The sequence below is a fragment of the Desemzia sp. FAM 23990 genome, from assembly GCF_045528485.1.
Lineage (GTDB): Bacteria > Bacillota > Bacilli > Lactobacillales > Carnobacteriaceae > Desemzia.
In genome coordinates this window covers 1-24,994 of the sequence record NZ_JBGQQW010000001.1, presented here as the reverse complement: position 1 = coordinate 24,994, position 24,994 = coordinate 1, and the positions used below count along the sequence as shown (strand labels likewise).

Genomic DNA, 24,994 nt, shown 5'->3' with positions numbered 1-24,994 from the left:
TGAGTATATTCCAGCTTTCAAAAACTGCTTTTTATTTGTTATGGTACACACTGCTTTAGGGGTTAAGCCCATTACATATAGGAAATAGCAAAAGCGTCTTTGCCGGCATGAGTCATCAGAATAGGACTGGCGTAAGCGATATGATAGGCAGCCTTGGGAAATGCTGCTTTTAGTTCCGAGATCAATTCTTCTGTAAAGTCAGTTAGTCCAACGTGCGTGATTCCGATGTGTTGTATATCGCCGCGGTCTTTCATCGTTTGGACAATTTCGTTGAATTTTTTCTTCAAAGCTTTTAACCCTCGCCCTTTGGTTACAGGAACTAAACTTTCATCAGTTACTTCCAACATCAATTTCACATTCAGCAGAGTTGAAAAATGACCCAGTACTTTTCCTATACGTCCACCTTTGATCAAGTTTTCCAAATCTACAATTCCTACATAGAAAGCAATAGTTTCTTTTAATTTATCCAACGCTGTCAAAATCTCTTCCATACTGGCGTTGTTTTGCGCCATTTCTGCAGCTGTCAATACTTGATAAGCCATTGCTCGATCGACAGAACCGCTGTTTCTTACCGTTACAGTTGATCTGGTCATACTGCTTGCTTGAACTGCTGCTGAGTAGGTTCCACTTAAATAATCCGCTACATGGATCGATAGTATTTCACTTCCATCAGCACCGAGCTGATTGTACAACTCGAGGAATTGGCCGACAGCTGGTTGAGAAGTCTTAGGCAAAGTTGGACTATCAGTCATTTTTTGTAAAAATTCAGCTTTACTGATTGTTTGGTTGTCATAATACTGAGTATTTTGAATCATCGCTGATAAGGGGATAACCGTGATCCCATACTTTTCTTGTTCTTCTTGAGACAATTGGACTGTTGAATCCGTCATGATTTTAATCTGTGTCATATCTAACTCCTCCTGTAAAAACGTTAATCCAAGTACTATCAAGTACTATATTGATTATATCAAAAGATTTCTCAAAAGAGGAGCAAAGACCGAATATCAGCATATGTAATCCATCAAAATGCTGTTAGGAATAGTTAAGTCATGGAAAGAATTATGTTATACTAGTAAAGGCTAATAGAGAAAGTAGGGATTGATAATGGAAGGCATTTTGCCATTATGGAAAGAGCGTGGCATGACAAGTCATGATTGCGTTTTTAAATTAAGAAAAATACTTAAAACAAAAAAAATAGGACATACGGGCACATTAGATCCAGATGTTGATGGAGTCTTGCCGATTTGTATCGGCAGAGCAACTAAAGTAGTAGAATATATGATGGAAACCGGAAAAGCTTATGTGGGAGAAATCACCATTGGATTTAGCACGACGACAGAAGATAAGAGTGGTGAGGTAGTCGACTCACTTCCGGTAACAGAAGTGCCGTCAAATGACGCTATTGATCAAATGATGCAAGACATGACGGGGAATATTATTCAAATCCCTCCAATGTATTCTGCGATTAAAGTCAATGGGCGTAAATTATATGAATACGCTAGAGCTGGTGAAGAAGTAGAACGCCCAAAAAGAGAAGTCGCTATTCATCGATTTGTTCGAACTTCTGAACCTGTAATGAACAATGAGCAACAAACCGTTTCTTGGACATTTGAAGTGGACTGCGGAAAAGGGACTTATGTGCGTACGTTAGCGGTAGACTTAGGAGAAAAGTTAGGCTACCCGGCGCATATGTCTGATTTGACACGTGTGAAAAGTGGTACGTTTTCAGTCAAAGACTGCTTAACGTTAGATCAAGTGGCTGAATTGATGCAAGAAGAAATGATAGAAGATCGTTTGTATCCATTAGAGTATGCCCTTGGCGATATGGATACAAAAGAAATGACAGAAGAATTGTGGGAAAAAGTAAAAAATGGTGCTGTACTGCCTATTGAAACTTTTTCAAAAGAAGTTTCTTTTCCAGTCGTATTGATGTATCAAGGAAGAGCCCGCAGTATTTACGGTGAACACCCTACGAAACCGGATTTATTGAAACCCATCAAAGTATTGCGAACATCAGCTTAAATGAAGGAGTCCTAAAAATGGAGATTATTAAAATTCACCATCCTTATCAAAAAGAAACAATTCCAACTAAACCAGTAGTCCTCGCACTTGGTTTTTTTGATGGTGTCCATAAAGGACATCGAACCGTTATTTCAAGAGCTAAGAAAATGGCCGAAGAAAAAAATGTTGAATTAGCATTGATGACGTTTAATCAACACCCTTCTATTGTATTTAAAAAAATAAATCCAGAAGCGATCACGTATTTATCTACTACAGAAAGAAAAGAAGAATTTATGGCTGAACTGGGCGTGGATTATTTATATGAAGTCGATTTCACCTCCTCTTTCGCTGCTCTAACGCCTCAAGATTTTGTAGACCAATACATTATCGGCTTACATGCAGTCACTGTAGTGGCTGGATTTGATTACACTTACGGGAAAAAGGAGATCGCTTCTATGGAGCACTTGCCTGGATACGCTAAGGGAAAATTCGATGTCGTTGAGGTAGGCAAGGTAACAGGAGATGGAGAAAAAATCAGTTCTACCCGAATCCGGAAAGCGTTGGTAGACGGAGATATAGCAGAAGCGAATGACATGCTGGGCTATATTTACCAAACACCTGGTATCGTTATCCATGGAGATGCTCGGGGCAGATTACTAGGTTATCCTACAGCTAATATTGATACTGATTCTGGTATAGGGCTGCCTAAAGTAGGTGTATATGCTGTTCGAATCAAAATCGGCAAGACGTGGCATGAAGGGATGGCTTCTATTGGATACAACATTACCTTTGAAGCCAATCGCCAATTGTCTGTAGAAGTCAATATATTTGATTTCAATAGTGCCATCTACGGGGAAAAAGTTTCTGTTGAATGGCATGAATACATTCGGGAAGAAAAAAAATTCCCATCTGTTGAAGCCTTAATCGCTCAGTTAGCACAAGATGAAATAGATGTACGAAACTATTTTAAACAGTTGGACACAACGAAAAATTAAAAAAGTCACTAAGATCAACTCTCGATGACCAGCAGCGCATGTTCTGGATATTGGGAGTTGAGTTTGTTTTACTGAGAGTTGAAAAAATATTCCCATAGGGCTGGTTCTTTTTCGGTGATTTACCAATAAGAAAGTCAAAAATAGTCAGAAATTTTAGGTGCAACCATTGACAAGAGTGCTATTATTTGATAAATTATTAATTGTGTTAGCACTCATTTAATTGAAGTGCTAAAAAAAGAGGTGAGGCATATGTTAACGGAAAGACAAATTTCAATCCTCAGAGCTATCGTGATTTTATTTACGCAGTACGGTCATCCGATAGGGTCTAAAACGCTGCTTGAAGAAACTGACATCGTAGCGAGTTCCGCAACGATCCGTAATGAAATGGTTCGTTTAGAAGAAATGGGTTTTCTTCAAAAAACGCATTCTTCATCGGGAAGAGTTCCTTCTAAAAAAGGGTATCGTTTTTACGTCGATTATTTATTGAGACCAGCAAAAGTAAATCATGATGAAGTGGAAACAATACAGAGAGCTTTCGATAATCCATTCTTTCAGTTAGACGAGATTGTGGTTAAATCAGCTGAAGTATTATCTAATTTGACTAGTTACACAGCTATCTCCTTAGGGCCTGAAATCAAAGAAAGCAAGTTGACAGGGTTCCGTTTAGTTCCATTGAATGAACGAAAAGTGATGGCCATACTGGTCACCGACAAGGGTCATGTGGAAGACCAAATTTTCACAGTGCCAAAGGGGTTTGATTTGAATAATTTAGAAAAAATCGTTTCTTTATTTAATGACCAATTAGTCGGCCGTTCTCTAGTAGAAGTATTTAAAAAACTGCAAGATGATGTGCCGCTATTGATCCATAAATATATGCATACTGCTGAAGGTATGATGGAATTGATCAATGAACTGTTCATAAAAACCGCAAGAGAACGCATCCACATTGGCGGAAGGATGAATATACTCGATTATTCGGAAAACCTGAATGTCAATCAATTCAAATCTCTTTATTCGTTTATGGATGGAAATCATGACCTGACATCATTGCTTGGTCATCAAAATGACGAGATTCAAGTTCGCATAGGCAATGAGTTGAATATTGATATCCTAGAAAACTTCAGTTTGATTTCTGCAACGTATGATGTAGAAGAATTAGGTACCGGGACAATTGCTATATTAGGCCCGACTAACATGCCCTATTCCAAAATGATTGGGCTCATGGATGTTTTTAGAAATGAATTATCAAAAAAAATAGTGGATCATTACCATTCTATGGATGACTACTAAAAAAGGAGTTATGTATTGTGGAAGATAAAGATTCGCATTTAGAAGAAAATGAATCAGTAGACCCTTCAATGAATGAAGAGTTAGATGCTGAAACAACATCAGAGGAATCTATGGAAGAAGTCAATACAGAGGATACAACAGACGAATTAGCGGAATTAAAAACAGCCTTGCAAGAAAAAGAAGATGCTTATCTTCGTTTACAAGCTGAATTGGCTAATATCCAAAAGAGAAATCGCAAAGAAAAAGAAACGGATGCTAAATACCGTTCTCAATCTTTAGCGAAAGAATTGATCAATGTATTGGACAACCTTGAACGTGCATTGTCGATTGAAACTTCTGAAGAAAACGAAACTTTTAAAAAAGGGATCGAAATGGTTTACGCTAGTTTCAAAACGGCTCTCGAAAGTGAAGGCGTTCAAGTAGTTGATCCATTGAATGAAGCCTTTGATCCGAATTATCACCAAGCTGTTCAAACAGTTGCCGTTGAAGAAGGGCAAGAAGCTGGTACTGTTGTGACTGTTCATCAAAAAGGGTATACTTTACACGAACGTGTTTTACGTCCAGCAATGGTTGTAGTGGCTCAATAAAAGCCGCAAAATTAATGGAAGCTTTTGAAGATAGATTAAAAAACTAAAAAAATTAAAGAATGAGGGATTACAGATGGCAAAAATTATCGGTATTGATTTAGGTACAACAAACTCTGCTGTAGCAGTATTAGAAGGTGGAGAAGCAAAAATCATTCCTAACCCAGAAGGAAATCGTACGACTCCTTCAGTTGTAGCCTTTAAAAATGGAGAAATCCAAGTAGGGGAAGTTGCTAAACGTCAAGCAATTACCAACCCAAATACGATCGCATCTATCAAACGTCACATGGGTGAAGATTACTCTGTAGAAGTAGATGGTAAAAAATTCACTCCTCAAGAAATCTCAGCAAATATTCTACAATACATCAAAGGATACGCTGAATCTTATTTAGGCGAAGCAGTTACTAAAGCTGTTGTTACTGTACCAGCTTACTTTAACGATGCACAACGTCAAGCTACTAAAGATGCTGGTAAAATCGCTGGTTTAGAAGTAGAACGTATCGTTAACGAACCAACTGCAGCTGCATTAGCTTACGGTTTGGATAAAACAGACAAAGAAGAAAAAGTATTAGTATTTGACCTTGGTGGTGGTACATTTGACGTATCTATCCTTGAATTAGGTGACGGTGTCTTCGATGTATTGTCTACTTCTGGAGATAATGAATTAGGTGGAGATGATTTTGATGATAAAATCATTGCTCACTTAGTAGCTGAATTTAAAAAAGAAAACGGCATTGACTTATCAAAAGACAAAATGGCTGTACAACGTTTGAAAGATGCTGCTGAAAAAGCTAAAAAAGATTTATCAGGTGTTACTTCAACTCAAATCAGCTTGCCATTTATCACTGCTGGAGAAGCTGGTCCATTGCACTTAGAAATGAACTTGACTCGTGCTAAATTCGACGAATTGACTTATGACCTTGTAGAACGTACTAAAAAACCTGTACAACAAGCTCTTAAAGATGCTGGATTAAGCAAATCAGATATCGATGAAGTCATCTTAGTTGGTGGATCTACTCGTATCCCAGCTGTTGTCGAAGCTGTACGTGCTGAATCTGGTAAAGAACCAAACAAGTCTGTTAACCCGGATGAAGTAGTAGCAATGGGTGCTGCTATCCAAGGTGGAGTTATCTCTGGTGATGTTAAAGACATCGTATTATTAGATGTTACGCCATTATCATTAGGTATCGAAACAATGGGCGGCGTGTTCACTAAATTGATCGATCGCAATACAACGATCCCAACAAGCAAAGCGCAAGTATTCTCAACTGCTGCTGACAACCAACCAGCTGTTGATGTACATGTATTGCAAGGTGAACGTCCAATGGCTGCAGACAACAAAACTTTAGGCCGTTTCCAATTAACTGATATTCCAGCTGCACCACGTGGTGTTCCTCAAATCGAAGTTAAATTTGATATCGACAAAAACGGTATTGTTAACGTAAGTGCTAAAGACTTAGGTACAAACAAAGAACAAACCATTACAATCAAATCTTCTTCAGGTTTAACAGACGAAGAAATCGAACGTATGGTAAAAGACGCTGAAGCAAATGCTGAAGCAGATAAAACTCGTAAAGAAGAAGTAGAATTGCGCAACGAAATCGATCAATTATTGTTCCAAGTTGACAAAACATTAGGTGATCTTGAAGGAAAAGTTGATGCAGATGAAGTGAAAAAAGCTGAAGATGCTCGTGACGAGTTGAAAGCTGCTGTTGAAGCTGACAATCTTGAAGAGATGAAAACGAAACGTGATGCTTTGAATGAAATCGTTCAGGCTTTAACCGTTAAATTATACGAACAAGCTGCTGCTGCTCAACAAGCTGCCAACCCAGAAGGCGAAGCAACTGAAGCATCAAATGATGACAATGTTGTAGATGCAGATTTTGAAGAAGTAGATGACGACAAATAAGCACCTTGATTGAAATGGAGAAGAAGCCAGGGCAAACTGCTTTTGGCTTTTTCTCTTCAATCATGATATGCTCTTAAAGCAGGTTTATCACTAACCCCAACAATAATGACCTGTGATGCGGAACAAATAGAGCAGCACGGTTGGTTATTGTATGTACTAACGGAGGGAAAATATGGCAAAAAGAGATTATTATGAAGTTTTAGGTGTTTCTAAAAGTGCATCTGATGATGAAATAAAAAAGGCATATCGAAAACTATCAAAAAAATACCATCCAGATATCAATAAAGAAGCGGATGCAGATGAAAAGTTTAAAGAGATAGCAGAAGCTTATGAGGTATTAAGTGATGCCAATAAACGGGCTGCTTATGACCAATACGGACACGCTAGTACAGACCCGAACTTTGGAGCTGGTGGTGGATATGGGGGATTCGGCGGCGGTGCTGGATTCGGTGGTTTTGAAGATATCTTTGATTCTTTCTTCGGTGGCGGCGGTGGGCGCAGCAGATACAACCCAAATGCTCCTCGTCAAGGAGAGGACTTACAATACTCTCTTAACTTAGAGTTTGAAGAAGCTGTATTTGGTAAGCAAACTACCATTAAATACAATCGCAGCCAAGAATGTCATACTTGTCATGGGGATGGCGCTAAACCGGGAACCTCTCCTGTTACTTGTTCAAAATGTTCGGGAACAGGTTCGATCAATGTGGAACGAAATACGCCACTTGGCAGAATGCAAACTCGTACTGTCTGTGACGTTTGTGGGGGAACTGGACAAGAAATCAAAGAAAAATGTCCTACCTGTGGCGGAGCAGGACATGTAAAAGATGTTCATAAAGTGAAAGTAACAGTACCTGCTGGTGTAGAAGATGGCGATCAAATGCGCTTAAATGGTCAAGGTGAAGCTGGTAAAAACGGTGGACCTTACGGAGATCTGTATGTGATTTTCCGTGTGAAACCAAGCAAACAATTTCAACGTCGAGGATCTGAAATTTACTTTGAAACACCGATTCACTTCGTCCAAGCAGCTTTAGGGGATGAGATAGAAGTTCCTACTGTTCATGGCAAAGTGAAACTGAAAATTCCGGCTGGAACTCAAACGGGAACAACTTTCCGAATCAAAGGCAAAGGGGCCCCTAGATTAAGAGGTACCGGACAAGGTGATCAACACGTGAGAGTCAATGTAGTCACACCGAAGAGTTTAAATGACAAACAAGCTGATTTATTGAGAGAATTCGCTAAAGTGAGCGATGTTTCAATCAATGAACAAGCAGATGGCTCTTTCTTCAACAAAATGAAAGACGTCTTCAAAAAAGACTAACCAATAAAAGGAACCTGTTCTCAATCAGGTTCCTTTTTGCATAATGCGGAAAATAGTCAAACTAAAGTGTCATTTAAGAAGGGTTTGTAATGGGGGAATAGGCGAAACATTGTATTTTAGCCTTTAGACTGTTATAATTCACTAGAATACTTTAGGAATAATTGAATGAAAGCAGGAAATAACCAATGAATAAAAATGATTATTTGGAACGTCAGAAACGCATCCGGAATTTCTCGATCATTGCTCATATTGATCACGGGAAATCGACGTTAGCGGATCGTATTTTACAAATGACGCATACTGTTGCAGACAGAGAAATGCATGAACAGTTGCTGGACTCGATGGATTTAGAAAGAGAACGTGGTATCACTATCAAGCTGAATGCTGTTGAACTGAACTATACAGCTAAAGATGGAGAAACGTATACATTTCATTTAATCGACACTCCAGGACACGTCGACTTTACGTACGAAGTATCTCGTAGTTTAGCGGCCTGTGAAGGGGCTATTTTAGTCGTAGATGCGGCTCAAGGTATCGAAGCTCAAACAATGGCCAACGTATATTTAGCATTGGACAATGATTTGGAAGTTTTGCCCGTTATCAATAAAATCGATTTGCCGGCAGCGGATCCGGAAAAAGTCAGAATAGAAATCGAAGATGTGATCGGAATTGATGCGAGTGAAGCTGTATTGGCTAGTGCCAAATCTGGCATCGGAATTGAAGAGATACTAGAAGAAATCGTAAAAAAAGTGCCAGCTCCTTCAGGAGACGTGGACAATCCGTTGAAAGCCTTGATTTTTGACTCTGCTTACGATGCTTATCGTGGAGTGGTGTTGAATATCCGTGTGACGGAAGGTATGATCAAGCCTGGAGATACTATGAAACTGATGAGTAATGGAAAAACGTTCGAAGTTTCAGAAGTGGGTGTCTTTTCTCCTAAACCGATCAAACGTGATTACTTGATGGTTGGAGATGTAGGATATGTTACCGCCAATATCAAAACAGTTCAAGACACACGAGTTGGAGATACGATTACATTAGCGGATAATCCAGCAGAAGAACCCTTAGAAGGTTACCGCAGATTAACACCGATGGTATTTTGTGGAATGTATCCAACTGATTCATCTCGATTTGGAGATTTGCGTGAAGCATTAGAAAGATTGGAATTGAATGATGCTGCTTTGCAATTTGAAACTGAAACTTCTCAAGCTCTTGGATTTGGGTTCCGTTGCGGGTTCTTAGGAATGTTGCATATGGATGTCGTTCAAGAACGTTTGGAACGCGAATTCAACTTAGACTTGATTACTACAGCACCATCTGTAATCTATCATGTGAATTTGACGAACGGAGAAGAACTGGTCGTATCGAATCCTTCAGAAATGCCAGAACCGGTTAAAATCGCATCTGTAGAAGAACCTTACGTTAAAGCCAACATCATGGTACCGAATGAGTACGTAGGTGCGGTAATGGAAATTTGCCAACGCAAACGGGGGAATTTTATGACGATGGATTACTTGGATGATATTCGAGTAAATGTCGTTTATGAATTGCCATTGTCTGAAATCGTTTATGACTTCTTTGACCGTCTAAAATCAAGTACTAAAGGCTATGCTTCTTTGGACTATGAAATTATCGGTTACAAACAAAGCAATTTATCGAAAATGGATATTTTATTAAATAGTGAACAAGTGGATGCGTTAAGTTTTATTGTCCACAAAGATTTTGCTTATGATCGCGGGAAAGCCATTGTAGAGCAATTGAAGAAAACCATTCCTCGTCAAATGTTTGAAATCCCTGTTCAAGCAGCTATTGGACAAAAAATCGTAGCTCGTTCAACAATCAAAGCGTTTCGTAAAGACGTTACTGCTAAACTATATGGTGGGGACCCAACGAGACGCCAAAAATTATTGAACAAACAGAAAAAAGGAAAAAAACGGATGAAACAAGTCGGTTCTGTGGAGATTCCTCAAGAGGCCTTCATGTCTGTATTGAATATCGACGAAGAATAATAGATTGCTTCATCTCTATCTATTTAGCAAGAGTTAACTCACTAAATAACAGCTCGAAAAATGAATCTTTCTGTCATGCTCCCTTTCAAAATCTATCCAATAGATTTTGAAAGGGAGCATTTTTTAACGAAAAAAAAAGGCCGAAGCCTCTTTTTTATTCAGTGGTAATTTCTCTGGAAAATTTTTCTCCGTTGTCTTCCAATAAACTCAAATCTTTCAAGAACACAGGTTGGCCAGGGTAGAGAATTTCGTGACCGATGACAACTTCTACTGTAGCTCCTGGTTTAATTTCAGCTTCTCCCAATTTGACCGCTTCTGTTTTATAACCCTCAGGAAATTGTCCATTCGCTCCATCCAAAGTTTCGACTGTCACTTCAGTTTCTTGACTAGCGGCTATATCGAAAGCCCAAGCCAACCACGGACTTTGTGTATCTTCAGTCGTATTAGTGTAATTAATGGTAAGTGCCATGATTTGTTTGTCAGGGAACAGAGCACTTTGTAATTGCTCAATTTCAAGAATTTCATAAGTTCCATTCATGCCTTCATAAAGAGTTGTGTTAACTTCTAATACTTGTTCAGAACTTTTTTCGTTTGATTCTGCTTCAGCTGTATTTTCAGTATCAGCAGCAAATTTTTCAGCAGTTTGTTTCTCTCCACAAGCTGCAAGCACCAAACCACAAAGCCCTAATAATGAGACTAATTTCAGTTTATTCATGCGTAACTCCTTCTAAAAACTCTTTTTCTTATAAATGAACCACCTTGCTATATTAAAGGATTTCCAAATAGCTCCTGTAATGATGCATGTATTGGATGGAAATTAAAAAGCAGAAAAACTGCCAGTTTATCGGTTCCATGAAACTTATATTATCATATAAGCTGCCTACAAGATATTATTTATACAGAAATAGAACAAATTAAGTAAGAAAGGTTTTGCATAAAAGCAGTATGTGTCCAAGATTTAAGCTGTACATAAAATAGGGGAAGAAGAATGCTATATGGAAATATAAGGTTTGTTGACAGAAGATTTTTATTCAGTTTTTCTACCTATTTGTCCATTTTTTTGGTAATATAGTTACTTGTAGTAATTATATTAGGTAACTTAAAGAGAAAGGAGCAAAAAAGAAATGGATAGACAACTATCGGAAGAATACATTGACGCTTGTTTTAGTGCAAAACACACGATGCGTTTTTTGCCTGAACCTCCTCCTGAAGTGCAGAAAAGACACGTTTATATTATTAAAACCTTATACAACTTATCAAAAGAGTTGAGGGAGGTCCGAATCAGCGACATTGCTGAAACGATCGGTGTAACTTTACCAAGTATTACTAAAAATATCGCGACACTAGAGGATCTGGGCTATATCAAAAAAGAAACCAATCAAGAAGATAAACGAGTCGTAAATATTTATTTAACCGAGAAAGGGTTAGCTTTACATCAAAAAGTCGTTAGTGATTTTCACGAAAAAAATAGTGAGATTTTAAAAGATATCCCTGAAGAGGACATTCGTCTAACGATAAAAACGATTTACCGAATATACAATTTAATGGAGCAATCGAATTTGCTCAGTTAGTTAAAGGGAAAGAAGGAAAGAAATGTATAAAACGTTAGTAAAATCATTACGCCAATATAAGAAACCCTCTTATTTGACCATGCTATTTATGGCATTAGAAGTTGCAGTAGAAATTTTTATTCCTTTTTTGATGGCAAAAATCATTGACCAAGGATTGATTGAAGGCGACTTGGGGTATGTTTTAAAGATAGGTTTGGTGATGTTTTTAATGGCCTGCTTATCTATGTTGTTTGGAGTATTAGGCGGAAAATTTTCTTCTGATGCCGCGGTAGGTTTTTCTGCCAATCTCCGTCAAGACATCTACGAGAATATCCAAACCTTTGCATTTGATAATATTGACAAATATTCTTCTTCTAGTCTGATTACCAGACTGACGACCGATATCACAAATATTCAAATGGCTTTTCAAATGGTACTAAAGACTATTATTCGAGCTCCTTTTATGATTGCCTTTGCTTTTGCAATGGCTGCGTATACGAATTTGAGATTATCATTAACGATTTTAATTATTGTTCCTATTGTAGCATTTATTTTAATCGGACTAATTTATCGTGTGCATCCTTATTTTATTGAAGTGTTCAAAAAATACGATCGTTTAAATCAAACGGTGCAAGAGGATATCAATGGAGTACGTGTTGTAAAATCCTTTGTACGAGAAGAAAAAGAAATTGAAAAGTTTAAGATTGCTTCAACAGATATCAAAGATTTATTTACCAAAGCTGAAAAAATCACTGCTCTTAATGCTCCAGTGATGCAAATCGCTATTTATTCTTGTTTGCTTCTTGTTTATTGGTTTGGAGCAAAATATGTGGTTGGCGGAACTATGAGTACAGGAGAGCTGACCAGTTTTATTACTTACATGATGCAAATTCTAAGCAGTATCATGATGATTTCAATGATTTTTGTCATGATCGTTATTTCTGAAGCTTCGGTAGAACGGGTTGCCGAAGTGTTAAAAGAAAAAGCTACATTGACAAATCCCGAAAATCCTCGTAAGACGATTGAAAATGGGGAGATTGAATTTAGAAATGTTCAATTCAAATACAACGAAGAATCTGAAGAAGCGGATTTAAGTCAGATCAATTTTACGATCAAGTCTGGTGAAACGATCGGTATCATTGGTGGAACTGGTAGCGGAAAAAGTTCCCTCATTCAGTTGATCCCTCGATTGTATGATGTGTCTGAAGGGGAAGTCTATGTTTCTGGACACAATGTAAAAGAATATGATCTAGTGACCTTGCGTGATCAGATTGCTATGGTGCTGCAAAAAAACACCTTGTTTTCTGGAACGATTATGGAAAATTTAAAATGGGGAGATAAACAAGCTTCCAAAGAAGAAGTTCAACGTGTGGCCAAATTAGCTCAAGCAGATGATTTTGTTCAAGGTTTTCCGGATACTTATGAAACAGTCTTAGATCAAGGCGGATCCAATGTATCTGGTGGTCAAAAACAACGATTGACGATTGCACGAGCATTGTTGAAACAACCTAAAATCTTGATTTTAGATGATTCAACCAGTGCGGTGGATACCAAAACAGATGCGTATATCCGAAGAGCCTTTATAGAAGAGATCCCAAATACCACTAAAATTATTGTGGCACAACGTATTTCTTCCATTCAAGATTCTGACCGCATCATCGTATTAGATGAAGGCAAAATCAACGGAATCGGGACCCACGAAGAACTCTTGCAAACGAATAAAATCTATAAAGAAGTTCATGATTCTCAAGTAAAAGGAGGGACGATAGTTGAAGAATAAACCGATGTCTAAACCAACTGTTAGCCCATTAAAAATATTTAAACGAATCCTTTCGTATGCCACTAAGCAATACAAACTGCGGATCATCATTGTTATCGTCAGTATTATTATCAGTGCAGCAACCAATGCGATCGGGATCAGTTTTACAAAGACATTGATCGATGACTACATCGCGCCGCTTCTGTCTCAACAAACTCCCGATTACTCTAATTTAGCGCGTATCATTGGTTTAATGGCGTTACTGTACCTAACTGGAGCAGTATTTACCTATATCTTTAACCGAACGATGGTTACGGTATCCCAAGGAATCTTGAAAGATATTCGAGATGAAATGTTTACACATATGGAATCTCTGCCCATTCGTTATTTTGACAGCACTGCTACCGGAGATATTATGAGTCATTACACCAACGATACAGATACTCTGAGACAAATGATCAGTCAATCGATTCCACAGATTTTTTCTTCGCTGATCATGATTTTATCGATCATTATTGCGATGTTCATTATTAATGTTCCAATGACACTATTCGTTTTATGTATGGTTGGAATCATGGTAGCTGTTATCCGAACGATAGGCAGCAAAAGCGGTCGATTCTTCTCTATCCAACAAGCCGCATTAGGTACGTTAAATGGTTATGTAGAAGAGATGATCGAAGGACAAAAAGTCGTTAAAGTCTTTAACCATGAAGACGAAGCTATTGCTGATTTTAGCAAATTGAATGAAGACCTTAGAGAAAATGCCACAAAAGCCAACACTTACGCCAATATTTTAATGCCGATCATGGGAAACATCGGAAACTTTATGTATTTGTTGACAGCAGTTATGGGTGCGGTTCTTTCGATTACAGGTTTGACTGCTTTAACTGTAGGAAGTATTGCTTCTTTTGTTCAATTCACAAAAAGTATCACTATGCCTGTAGCACAGATTTCACAACAATTTAATGCGATTATTTTGTCCTTAGCAGGTGCGGAGCGTATTTTTAATTTGTTAGATGAAAAACCAGAAGAGGATACTGGAACGATCGAGTTAGTCAATATCGTTAAACAAGCTGACGGGGCCATCGAAGAAGCAGATCACCGTACAGGCAATTGGGCTTGGAAACAAAGCACTATTGCTAATGAACCGGTTTATAAAGAATTAACAGGTGATGTCCGTTTTAAAGATGTGACTTTTGGATACAATTCCAACAAAACGATTCTTCACAAAATTAATTTATTTGCAAAACCAGGGCAAAAAATAGCTTTTGTAGGTGCAACTGGAGCAGGAAAGACAACGATTACCAACTTGATCAATCGCTTCTACGATATTCAAGAAGGGACGATCACTTATGATGGTATTGATGTCAAAAAAATCAAAAAAGATGATCTTAGAAGATCTTTAGGGATCGTACTGCAAGATACGCATTTGTTCTCAGGAACGATCAAAGACAATATCCGTTATGGGCGATTAGATACGACAGATGAAGAGATTGAAGCTGCTGCTCGATTAGTAAATGCGGATTTCTTTATCCGACAATTGCCAAATGGGTATGATACAGAATTAACGGGTGATGGCGGTTCACTTTCTCAAGGACAAAGACAGTTGCTTGCAATTGCCAGAGCAGCCGTAGCGAATCCACCGGTATTGATTTTGGATGAAGCAACTTCAAGTATTGATACACGTACAGAATTCGTTGTGCAAAGTGGAATGGATGCTTTGATGAAAGGCCGGACTGTTTTTGTTATTGCTCATCGACTTTCAACCGTTCGAAATTCGGATGCGATCATGGTTATGGAGCAAGGTAGAATTATTGAACGTGGAAATCATGATGAGTTGATTTCTCAAAAAGGAGAATATTACCAACTTTATACAGGTGCGTTTGAAATGAACTGATGAATAAATTTGAAAAGAGCTTTCCACTATCATGGAGAGTTCTTTTTTAGTTGAAGATAACGGGTATCTATCGACAAACAAAGATGAGTTTCTTTTCACCTGTGTGGCAATTTATTGTATACTGTATAAGGAACGTAATAATATAGAATGGTTAAGCATAGAAAGAGGATTTAAATGAATTTTTGGACAGATCAGACAAAAGCAACAGAAGGGATCGCTCAAGAGTTATTAGGATGCCTGCTGATCAAAGAAACAGACGAAGGGATAACATCAGGTTGGATCGTGGAAACTGAAGCTTACGTTGGAGAATTTGATGAAGCTGCGCATAGTTTTGGATTGAGGAAAACGCCTCGCCTGAAAGCTATGTACCAACCTGCAGGAACAATCTATATTTATCACATGCATACCCATACGATGTTGAACATTATTGCCAAAGAAGCTGGAAATCCCCAAGGAATATTGTTTCGAGCCATTGAGCCGTTCAGCGGTGTGGAGTTGATGGAAGAAAGAAGAAAAATGTCTGGGATTAATGTGACTAATGGACCAGGTAAATTAACGAAAGCCATGGGAATTACAAAAGAGGATTACGGAACATCGATTGGGGAAGCGCCATTGTATCTTTCAACACAGCAAAGACGTATACCTAAAGAAATTATTGCTACATCAAGGATCGGTATCCCGAATAAAGGGAAATGGACAGATGCACCGCTTCGTTTTATAGTAGCTGGTAACCCGTATGTATCGAGAAAAAAGGGACCTGTTGACTTGGATTTTGGATGGCAGTAAAAAATATAAGAGAGAAGGTACTCAGATGAACAAAGACATGATCGATTATTTAGTAGCAATCTTGGAAGAAAATGAAGCGTCATTTGGCTGGGAAGTAAATTGGAATAAAAGACAACATGTGATCGAGTTGTTTGTGACTATTTACGCTGAAACTAATCCGGATATGGTAATCCAAGATATAGAAGGAACCGTAAATGAAGAAGAAGGCATTCAATTTGAAGACGTAATCTGTTTTTACGATCCAGAAAAATCGAAAATTTTGTTGGATGACTACTTACAAGCTTTCCCGTTTTCCGTTAAAAAGGGTATCGAACAAGGATTTTTGGATGCTGTCATCAAGGTATTGCGCTTAGTGGTTAGTGAGGGACAAACCAATTTAATGGAATTTGCGCAAAATCCCGATATTGAAACATTTGAGATGAACTGGCAAGAAGAAAATTTCCACCAAACGATTGAGACATTAAAAGCTACCGATCGTTACGAAACTAAATTAGTCCCTTATCCAAAATTTTAACGGCCTAAAACGAGAGGAGTTAACAGCAGTATGAAATGGAATGAAGTAAGTGTGCATACCTCAAATGAGGCCATCGAAGCTGTATCCAATATTTTTATTGAAGCAGGTTCGGGCGGAGTAGCTATTGAGAATGTACAAGATTTTTTATCCACTCCAGATGATGGATTTGGTGAAATACGGATTTTAGAAAATCAGCAATATGTAGCAGAAGGTTCCTTAGTGAAAGCTTATTTTCCTGAAACCACAAACTTGTTAGAGTTATTGCCTGAAATCAAGCAACGCATAGAACTATTGAAATCTTTTGGCTTGTCTATCGAACCGAATGTGATAGAAGTAAACGATGTTAAGGAAGAAAATTGGGCGTCAGCATGGAAGAAACATTATCATCCGCAACAAATTACGCGTTATTTAACGGTTGCTCCTCAATGGGAAGATTATCAGCCTGCAATGGATGGAGAAATCGTGATCAAATTAGATCCAGGTCTGGCATTTGGAACGGGAACTCATGCAACGACACGCTTATCCTTACAAGCGTTGGAAACGTATATTAGAGGCGGAGAAACGATTTTAGATGTTGGGACAGGTTCTGGAGTTTTAAGTATCGCCAGCGTGGCTATGGGAGCTGCTGAAGTGCATGCGTTTGATTTGGATGAAGTGGCTGTGCGATCGGCTAAGGATAATGTAGCCTTAAATACCTTTGCAACAAACATTCATGTGTCAGCGAATGATTTATTGAAGGGTATCGACAGGGAAGCGGAGATTGTTGTAGCCAATATTTTAGCTGAAATCATCGTGCCGTTGATTCCAGATGCTTGGCGTGTATTGAAACCAAACGGCTTCTTTATCACTTCAGGCATCATAGAATCAAAAAAAGAGTTGATTTTAAAAGAATTGGCAAAACAAGGCTTCACTATTTTGCAAGTTTTGCAAATGAAAGACTGGTTTGCGATTGTTGCTCAAAAAGTGGAGGAGGATTAAGCGGTGCAGCGTTATTTCTTAACAGAACAGCCGTCTGACTACCAAACGGCTGAAATCATCGTTCAAGACGAACAGTACCACCACATGATTCGTGTCATGCGGATGAAAGAAAAAGAACAAGTTATTCTAGTACTGCCAGATCACAAGGCCTTTAAAGCTGAGATCGCTCAAGTGCTGGAAGATGAAGTTCATTTGAAATGGGTAGCGGATGAAACGCAATCCAAAGAATTGCCTGCACGAATCACCATCGCCAGCGGATTGCCTAAAGGGGACAAGTTGGAATGGATCGTTCAAAAAGGGACGGAACTTGGGGCAAATGCTTTCCTGCCGTTCAAATCAGAGTACGCTATTGTCAAATGGGATCAGAAAAAAGCGGCTAAAAAACAAGAACGATTGAGCAAAATCGCTCAAGAAGCTGCTGAACAAGCTCACCGGACGAAAGTACCAGAAGTAAAAGCGGTAGCTACGTTTACGGAGCTGTTGCAGCAAAGCGCTGAATATGATTTTTGCTTAGTAGCTTACGAAGAAAATGCTAAAAATGGAGAGATGCAAAATTTTCGTTCTACTTTGAGCCAATTGAATCCCGATGATACGGTCTTGATCGTGTTTGGTCCAGAAGGCGGGTTGTCTCCAAACGAGATCAGTCAATTGGAAGAACGAAATTTTACAGTTTGTTCACTGGGACCGCGTATTTTACGAACAGAGACAGCTCCTTTGTATGCTTTAGCGGCTATTTCTTTTGCAATGGAGTTAAAAGGGCTGTAAAAGTCTTGTTCAGTAAAACAAAAGTAAGGTATACTAAGAATGAGAATTCAGAAAAGAGGGATGTATCGTGGTAAAAAAGTTAAACAAATATATCGATCATACATTGTTAAAGGCTGACGCAACGGAAGAACAAATCAAAGTGTTGTGTGAAGAAGCTGCTGCACATCATTTTATGTCAGTTTGTGTCAATCCTACTTGGGTCAAAAAAGCTGCAGCATACTTAAACGATTCAGACGTTGAAGTTTGTACAGTGATCGGTTTTCCTTTAGGAGCAACTACTTCTGAAGTGAAAGCTTTCGAAGCGAAAAATGCGATCCAAAACGGCGCCACTGAAGTAGACATGGTCATCAATATCGGAGCGTTGAAAGATAAAGACGATGCTGCTGTAGAACGAGATATTGAAGGCGTAGTAAAAGCTGCTGAAGGAAAAGCTTTAACAAAAGTCATCATTGAAACAAGCTTATTGTCAGATGAAGAAAAAATTCGAGCTTGCGAAATCGCGAAAAAAGCTGGAGCAGACTTTGTTAAAACCTCTACTGGTTTTTCAACCGGGGGAGCTACAGTAACAGACATCAAATTGATGCGTAGTGCTGTTGGACCAGATTTAGGCGTTAAAGCCAGCGGCGGAGTTCGTACTGCTCAAGATGCTGCAGACTTTATTGAAGCTGGTGCTACTCGTTTAGGTTCATCAAACGGAATCGCTTTGCTGAACAACGAAGCTTCCGGATCAGATGCTTCAAGCAGCTATTGAAATAAACAACCATTCAGCGTATAATACATGTGAGATTAAACAGTTGGATAGCACTCGATTCGAGTGCTATTTTTATATACCGAATTAGTAAATTAAAGAGAAGGTGACAAAATGCCTAAAAATAAAGAATATACAGCCAAAGAGGTTATTGCTCTAACCTTAACTTATATGAATAGTAACCACGTGGCTTTTGTCAAAAAGGCAAGCGATTTTGCTGGAAAGGCTCATGAAGGGCAGTTTCGTAAATCGGGCGAACCTTATATTACTCACCCTATCCAGGTAGCGGGAATATTAGCTGAATTAAAGATGGACCCCGTCACAGTAGCTACTGGATTCTTGCATGATGTAGTAGAAGACACAGATTATACTTTTGAAGACATTGCTAATGAATTTTCACAAGAAGTTGCTGAACTGGTCGATGGTGTAACCAAACTAGGAAAAATCCAATTTCAATCTCATGAGCAGCAACAAGCGGCTAATCATCGTAAAATGTTGTTAGCTATGGCAAATGACATGAGAGTGATCATGGTCAAGTTGGCAGACCGTTTGCACAACTTGAGGACCTTGAAATATCACCGGCCAGAAAAACAGCGCCGCATTGCTAACGAAACGCTGGAAGTCTATGCGCCCTTAGCAGATCGATTAGGGATCAACCGTATCAAGTGGGAATTAGAAGATACTTCGCTGCGTTATTTGAATCCACAACAATATTACCGTATCGTGCATTTAATGAGCTCAAAACGAGAAGAACGGGAACGTTACATTGCGAATGCTATTGCTGAAATACAAGAATCTGTGGATGATTTAAATGTGGAAGCGGAAATCACTGGACGGCCAAAACACATCTATTCTATTTACCGTAAGATGAGAGATCAGAAGAAACAATTTAATGAAATTTACGACTTGCTGGCGATACGTGCAATCGTGGGTTCGATCAAAGACTGTTATGCGGTTTTAGGAGCGATCCATACGCGTTGGAAACCAATGCCTGGCAGATTCAAAGATTACATCGCGATGCCTAAAGCAAACATGTACCAGTCTTTGCATACCACTGTTATTGGTCCTGGCGGCAATCCAGTAGAAGTACAGATTCGTACTGCAGAGATGCACCACATTGCTGAGTACGGGGTTGCGGCGCATTGGGCTTATAAAGAAGGTATCACGAAGAAAATAGATGACGAACAAGTCAGTAATAAACTGTCTTGGTTTAGTGATATCATTGAATTGCAAGATGAATCGATAGATGCCAATGAATTTATGCAAAGTGTCAAAGAGGACATTTTTAAAGATAAAGTCTATGTTTTTACACCAAAAGGGGATGTTACGGAACTGCCATCTGGTTCAGGACCGTTAGACTTTGCTTACAGTGTGCATACTGAAATCGGAAATAAAGCAGTAGGAGCTAAAATCAATGGGAAAATAGTTCCATTGAACTACAAGCTGAAGACCGGGGATATTGTAGAAATTTTAACGTCTACCAATTCTTATGGACCTAGTCGTGACTGGCTCAACTTTGTTTCTACTTCTAAAGCAAGAAATAAAATCAAACGCTTTTTCAAATTACAAGACCGTGAACAAAATATCACCAAAGGTCGCGATTTGGTGGAGAAGCAGTTGTTAGAAATGGGTTTCCAACCAAAAGAATTCGTGAATAAAAGTAATATGAAAAAACTTTTGGAAAGATTTAATTTCACGACCGAAGATGATTTGCTTGCGGCAATCGGTTACGGCGAACTGACTGCTTTGGTAGTAGCCAATCGTTTGACGGAAAAAGAAAGACGCGATCGAAAAAATGATGAAAAATTCATGGAACTTGAAACGATCGAATTAAAACCCAAAAAAGCTGAACCAGAAAAAATGAAGATCCGACATGATGGCGGGGTGGTCATTCAAGGAGTAAACAATCTCTTAACTCGTTTGAGCCGCTGCTGCAGTCCTGTCCCAGGGGATGAAATCGTTGGTTACATTACCAAAGGCCGCGGTATTTCAATCCATCGTAAAGACTGTCCGAACGTACATGCTTCACCAGAAGTCGAAGACCGATTGATCGAAGTAGAGTGGGAAGATACTTCAAATGCTGGAAAAGAATACAATGCTGAATTACAAGTTGAAGGATACAATCGTTCTGGTCTATTGAATGAGATTTTACAAGTTGTCAATACACAGACAAAAAATCTCAGCAATGTAAATGGCCGCATAGACAACAACAAGATGGCTACTGTTACGATGACGATCGGGATCGTCAACTTAAATCAATTAGAAAAAATCGTCGATAAAATTAAAAATATCCCTGATGTTTACACAGTTCGAAGAATTACTTCGTAAATTCAAGCAACAGGATACCGAAGCGCATTTTAAGACCAGCAAAGGAGGATATTAAAGTGTCCTTAATTTGCGGACTTAGAATGCGCTTTTTGTATGATAAGATGAGAAAAGGAGATTGAACAGTGAGAGTAGTTATTCAACGATCAAAAAAAGCCTCAGTTTCTATAGATGATAAAATAGTAGGGGAAATCAATAAAGGTTTTGTACTTTTAATCGGTATCGAAGAGGCAGATACCAAAGAAGATGTAGACTATTTAGTACGTAAAATCAGTAAATTGAGAATCTTTGAAGATGAAGAAGGAAAGATGAACTTGTCGTTAGCGGATGTTCAAGGGGAGATCTTATCCATTTCTCAATTTACCTTACATGCCAATACTAAAAAAGGAAATCGTCCTAGCTTTATTGATGCTGCCAGACCTGATAAAGCCATACCAATCTACGAAACGTTCAATCAGGAATTGAAAAATGCAGGGTTTACTGTAGCAACAGGCCAATTTGGGGCTGATATGCAAGTGGCACTAGTCAATGATGGTCCGGTAACGATCTTGATCGACAGCAAACAGAAATAACGCACATTACAGAAGAAATCAATAAAACCTTGTGATCGTTTTGCGGATTGTTTGAACAAAAGGTTTCGCAGTTAAGATAACTAAAAATACGTCTTGTGATTTCTTGTAATGATTACTTTTGTGATAAAAAAACAGACATCCACCAATTCAAGAAGTGGATGTCCGTTTTTGTTTTTTTAAGGTGTAAAGTATTGATTCAAGGCTTGATAGATGCCTTCAACGATTTGAGAACGGTAATTGTCTGTATTTACGACTTGCTGGTCGGTATCATTATTTAAATACCCTAATTCCAACAAAACTGCAGGTTGATAATTTTCTCTTAACACGAAGTAGTTTCCGTACCGAACGCCATTGTTTGGCAACGGACCATACTGACTTAAGTTTTGGTTGATCAAATCAGCTAAAGCTTTTTCTTCTTCATGATAATAATATGTCGTAGTTCCGCTGATTTCATTTCTGGTTTCAGTAGAATCATAATGTAAACTGATAAAGGCATCTGCATGATTATTGTTGCTGATATAAGCTCGATCTTGTAATTCGATAAACTCATCACTGTCACGAGTCATGATCACATTTGCTCCAGCGCTTCTTAAGCGGGCTGCCAGCAGTTTAGCTGTTTTCAACGTGACCTTTTTCTCATAGAAATTCTGTGCCAAGGCACCTGAGTCGTGTCCGCCATGTCCGGCGTCAATCACGATAGTCGCTTCCGATATATTGGTGATGTTAGCAGTAGGGGCTGCTTCATTGTTCGCCGACAAATCTACTACCCAGTTGGCTACATATCCCTGTGTTCCATCTGCCAATTCAATCAAGTACCAATCATCTACTGCTTCGACAAAAGCAAATGAATCGCCTTTAAAAGCTGTTTCTACAACGGAGTCTTCAATTGAAGGACCGCTGCGAATATTCGTGCCGTCTGTTCGAACAGTTACTTGTTGGATAGGAGCGGCCGCATCGTTTTCTGTAGCTACAGTAGAAGTAGCTTCTTGCTTAGGAGTCACTTTCACATCAATTAAAGATGAACTGATCCAAGCTACTTGATTGTAGTACTGTACTTGAGTCCAGCCTTCTTGTTGAAACAAGACTGTCAGTTGTGTGCCTTCTGTAACAGTGCCCAAGATGTCACTGTCAGTGTTGCTCTCTGCTCGGACATTTACTTCAGGATGGGTGATGGTCCCTACCAAGTTTGTAGCAGCACTAATTTCAATATTGTCTACTAACCAACTTGCGATCCATCCTACTTGATCGTTGCTGATGCGCACTTTGTACCATTCATTTTGTTCAGTAATAACTTGAACTTTTTCATCTTCCACAACTTGAGACATGACATCATAAGATAAACCAGGTCCCGTTCTCACATTGACTACACTAGCGTTGATGACTACTGTACTGGTTTGAGCCATCGCAACTGTTGCATAGGCGGTCAACAGTAAAAAAAGACCAATCATAATGAGTAAAGTTGTTTTTTTAGGTCTATGTACTATAGGTGAGTCTTGCATAAAAGGTATCACTACTTTCTTTACATACTTATGTAGAAAAGAACAATCTGTTGTATTTAATTATAACAATTGTTTACTTGATTAAGCAATTAAAATATAAAGGGGATTAATTTATTACTTCTTTATTGAGTTAGACGTTTGTTCAAGAGCGAAGAATCAATTAAGGTAAGGGCTGCGTAAATCTATTCTATACCAAAGATAAAGTGATCTGCCATTAAAGAATCGCTGAAGAAATGGTCTGGTTAACGGTGAACTGGAAAATTTAGAAATCATCTTTAGAGAACCACGAAATAACATGTCATACGTATGAAAAAATTTAAATAAAAAAATAAGATTACGAATCCTCTCGTCTCTGGTCTGCTAAAAGAAAAATGCGGAGGCGGGCGGCATGAACGAGATTTTCCATCTGTTGAGTGAAGTGGAAGACTTCGGTCTTCATTATGAAAAAGACCCGCTTTCTTTGAACTTCCCGAAATACTTAGACACGCTTTTTTAAGCTGTGACTCGTTTGAGACCCGTGATATTTCTGGAGGAATAGGGGTTGCTTGTAGCCATGTAAAAAATGAAATGTGAATTACGGAGCGTTGGCACTTCAGCGCTTACGATTCCGTTTGAAGCTTGAAAGACTACAGGCTCCAGACGGTCCCATGGCTTTCCACAAGCAAACCCGTCTATTCCGGAGGAAACTTCACCCCATAGAGCCGCCCCTACTTATTAAGAGAGTGTTTTAAAAAGAAGACCTTAATTTTTGGGAGAAAGTACTTTTCATGCGCATGACGTGACGAAATAAGAGTATGTGTAAAATAGTTCTCGAGAGCCAATAATTTTACTGGAAAAAAGAAAGAAGGCACTTTATCATAAATGTATGCTTTGCAGGGCAAATACATAAATGAAAGAGGCCTTCTTATGGATAAGATTATATCAAAGGTTTATCAAATAATAAAGGATTCAAGCAACTTAATAGAAACAGAAGAAGCGATTCAAGGCTATATGTATGATGTGTTCGCTCAGTTAATGGGTCAGATTTTGTCGAACTTCAACGAAGTGATCAAAGAGGAAAAACAACGTGAAGGTTGGAAAGTAAAACGAGCAGATTGGAAAACGGTTCAATTTATTTTCGGTCCCGTTCGGTACCGTCGTACCCTAATGGTAGACACTAATGATCAGAACCATTATCCACTAGATGAATGGTTTGGCATTCGAAAATATCAACGCCATAGCCCACTAGTAGAAGTAAAAGTGGCAGAGTTAGCAAGTAAAGCTACTTATCGAGATACCGCAGCTATTCTAAACGAATGGACGGCCGTTACGCTGAATCATCAAACAGTCGGCAGCCTTCTTAAACGCGTTGGAGCAGCACAATCACGCGAGGATGAAGAAAATGTATTGGAACTAGAAGAAGCCACGGAGTTGCCCGAAGGAAAAAAGGTGGACTATTTTTACGCCGAAGCGGATGGGGTTTTTGTACGTGGGACAGAAAAGAAAAAAAGCTTAG

General features: G+C 38.7%; 21 protein-coding genes. 18 read left to right on the top strand and 3 right to left on the bottom strand.

What is annotated here, in order from left to right:
* Positions 1-71: 71 nt before the first annotated feature.
* On the bottom strand, positions 72-908 hold the full coding sequence (locus tag ACEN4I_RS00105; protein ID WP_407101899.1) for a DegV family protein: 837 nt from the start codon (positions 906-908) through the stop codon (positions 72-74).
* Positions 909-1,104: 196 nt separating this feature from the next.
* Between ACEN4I_RS00105 and truB the strand changes: the two genes are divergently transcribed.
* From truB to lepA, 7 genes are all read left to right on the top strand, one after another.
* Entirely contained in the window at positions 1,105-2,022 is a 918-nt protein-coding gene (gene truB, locus ACEN4I_RS00100; RefSeq protein ID WP_407101901.1) for a tRNA pseudouridine(55) synthase TruB, read from the top strand.
* A 17-nt stretch (positions 2,023-2,039) separates the two neighbouring features.
* Complete coding sequence (gene ribF, locus ACEN4I_RS00095) at positions 2,040-2,996, top strand: riboflavin biosynthesis protein RibF (protein ID WP_407096749.1); 957 nt, start codon at positions 2,040-2,042, stop codon at positions 2,994-2,996.
* A 249-nt stretch (positions 2,997-3,245) separates the two neighbouring features.
* The gene (hrcA, locus tag ACEN4I_RS00090) at positions 3,246-4,286 is read left to right on the top strand and encodes a heat-inducible transcriptional repressor HrcA (protein WP_407096750.1); all 1,041 of its coding nucleotides are present in this window, start codon (positions 3,246-3,248) and stop codon (positions 4,284-4,286) included.
* A 17-nt stretch (positions 4,287-4,303) separates the two neighbouring features.
* A complete protein-coding gene (grpE, locus tag ACEN4I_RS00085) occupies positions 4,304-4,873 on the top strand; it encodes a nucleotide exchange factor GrpE (protein ID WP_407096751.1) in 570 nt (189 codons plus the stop codon).
* A 73-nt stretch (positions 4,874-4,946) separates the two neighbouring features.
* Positions 4,947-6,779 (top strand): molecular chaperone DnaK, encoded by a 1,833-nt coding sequence (gene dnaK / locus ACEN4I_RS00080; RefSeq protein WP_407101903.1) that lies wholly within the window; start codon positions 4,947-4,949, stop codon positions 6,777-6,779.
* A gap of 172 nt (positions 6,780-6,951) precedes the next feature.
* Positions 6,952-8,097 carry a molecular chaperone DnaJ gene (gene dnaJ / locus ACEN4I_RS00075; RefSeq protein ID WP_407101906.1) on the top strand — a complete coding sequence of 382 codons (1,146 nt, stop codon included), beginning with the start codon at positions 6,952-6,954 and terminating at the stop codon, positions 8,095-8,097.
* Between the two features lie 185 nt (positions 8,098-8,282).
* Positions 8,283-10,106 carry a translation elongation factor 4 gene (gene lepA / locus ACEN4I_RS00070; RefSeq protein WP_407101908.1) on the top strand — a complete coding sequence of 608 codons (1,824 nt, stop codon included), beginning with the start codon at positions 8,283-8,285 and terminating at the stop codon, positions 10,104-10,106.
* A 154-nt stretch (positions 10,107-10,260) separates the two neighbouring features.
* Here the strand turns inward: lepA and ACEN4I_RS00065 are convergent, their stop codons facing one another.
* Positions 10,261-10,821 (bottom strand): DUF5067 domain-containing protein, encoded by a 561-nt coding sequence (locus ACEN4I_RS00065; protein WP_407101910.1) that lies wholly within the window; start codon positions 10,819-10,821, stop codon positions 10,261-10,263.
* A 409-nt stretch (positions 10,822-11,230) separates the two neighbouring features.
* On the opposite strand from ACEN4I_RS00065, the gene ACEN4I_RS00060 reads away from it, so the two are divergent.
* From ACEN4I_RS00060 to dtd, 10 genes are all read left to right on the top strand, one after another.
* Entirely contained in the window at positions 11,231-11,677 is a 447-nt protein-coding gene (locus ACEN4I_RS00060) for a MarR family winged helix-turn-helix transcriptional regulator (RefSeq protein WP_407096756.1), read from the top strand.
* Positions 11,678-11,699: 22 nt separating this feature from the next.
* Positions 11,700-13,436: an ABC transporter ATP-binding protein gene (locus tag ACEN4I_RS00055; RefSeq protein WP_407101912.1), complete on the top strand. Its 1,737-nt coding sequence runs from the start codon at positions 11,700-11,702 to the stop codon at positions 13,434-13,436.
* On the top strand, positions 13,426-15,312 hold the full coding sequence (locus ACEN4I_RS00050) for an ABC transporter ATP-binding protein (protein WP_407101914.1): 1,887 nt from the start codon (positions 13,426-13,428) through the stop codon (positions 15,310-15,312). The genes ACEN4I_RS00055 and ACEN4I_RS00050 overlap by 11 nt, the downstream gene beginning before the upstream one ends.
* A gap of 174 nt (positions 15,313-15,486) precedes the next feature.
* Positions 15,487-16,098, top strand: coding sequence for a DNA-3-methyladenine glycosylase (locus ACEN4I_RS00045; protein ID WP_407101916.1), 612 nt, complete (start codon positions 15,487-15,489; stop codon positions 16,096-16,098).
* A gap of 25 nt (positions 16,099-16,123) precedes the next feature.
* The gene (locus ACEN4I_RS00040; RefSeq protein WP_407101918.1) at positions 16,124-16,612 is read left to right on the top strand and encodes a DUF3013 family protein; all 489 of its coding nucleotides are present in this window, start codon (positions 16,124-16,126) and stop codon (positions 16,610-16,612) included.
* Between the two features lie 30 nt (positions 16,613-16,642).
* The gene (gene prmA, locus ACEN4I_RS00035; protein ID WP_407096759.1) at positions 16,643-17,590 is read left to right on the top strand and encodes a 50S ribosomal protein L11 methyltransferase; all 948 of its coding nucleotides are present in this window, start codon (positions 16,643-16,645) and stop codon (positions 17,588-17,590) included.
* Positions 17,591-17,593: 3 nt separating this feature from the next.
* Positions 17,594-18,355 carry a 16S rRNA (uracil(1498)-N(3))-methyltransferase gene (locus tag ACEN4I_RS00030; RefSeq protein ID WP_407096760.1) on the top strand — a complete coding sequence of 254 codons (762 nt, stop codon included), beginning with the start codon at positions 17,594-17,596 and terminating at the stop codon, positions 18,353-18,355.
* Between the two features lie 67 nt (positions 18,356-18,422).
* On the top strand, positions 18,423-19,106 hold the full coding sequence (gene deoC / locus ACEN4I_RS00025; RefSeq protein ID WP_407096761.1) for a deoxyribose-phosphate aldolase: 684 nt from the start codon (positions 18,423-18,425) through the stop codon (positions 19,104-19,106).
* A gap of 111 nt (positions 19,107-19,217) precedes the next feature.
* A complete protein-coding gene (locus ACEN4I_RS00020) occupies positions 19,218-21,431 on the top strand; it encodes a RelA/SpoT family protein (protein ID WP_407101920.1) in 2,214 nt (737 codons plus the stop codon).
* Between the two features lie 122 nt (positions 21,432-21,553).
* Complete coding sequence (dtd, locus tag ACEN4I_RS00015) at positions 21,554-22,000, top strand: D-aminoacyl-tRNA deacylase (RefSeq protein WP_407101922.1); 447 nt, start codon at positions 21,554-21,556, stop codon at positions 21,998-22,000.
* A 176-nt stretch (positions 22,001-22,176) separates the two neighbouring features.
* Here the strand turns inward: dtd and ACEN4I_RS00010 are convergent, their stop codons facing one another.
* Positions 22,177-23,499: an N-acetylmuramoyl-L-alanine amidase gene (locus ACEN4I_RS00010; protein ID WP_407127481.1), complete on the bottom strand. Its 1,323-nt coding sequence runs from the start codon at positions 23,497-23,499 to the stop codon at positions 22,177-22,179.
* A gap of 906 nt (positions 23,500-24,405) precedes the next feature.
* Here ACEN4I_RS00010 and ACEN4I_RS00005 point away from each other — a divergent pair.
* A partial coding sequence (locus tag ACEN4I_RS00005; RefSeq protein WP_407102739.1) for a UPF0236 family transposase-like protein occupies positions 24,406-24,994 on the top strand: 589 nt, incomplete at its 3' end.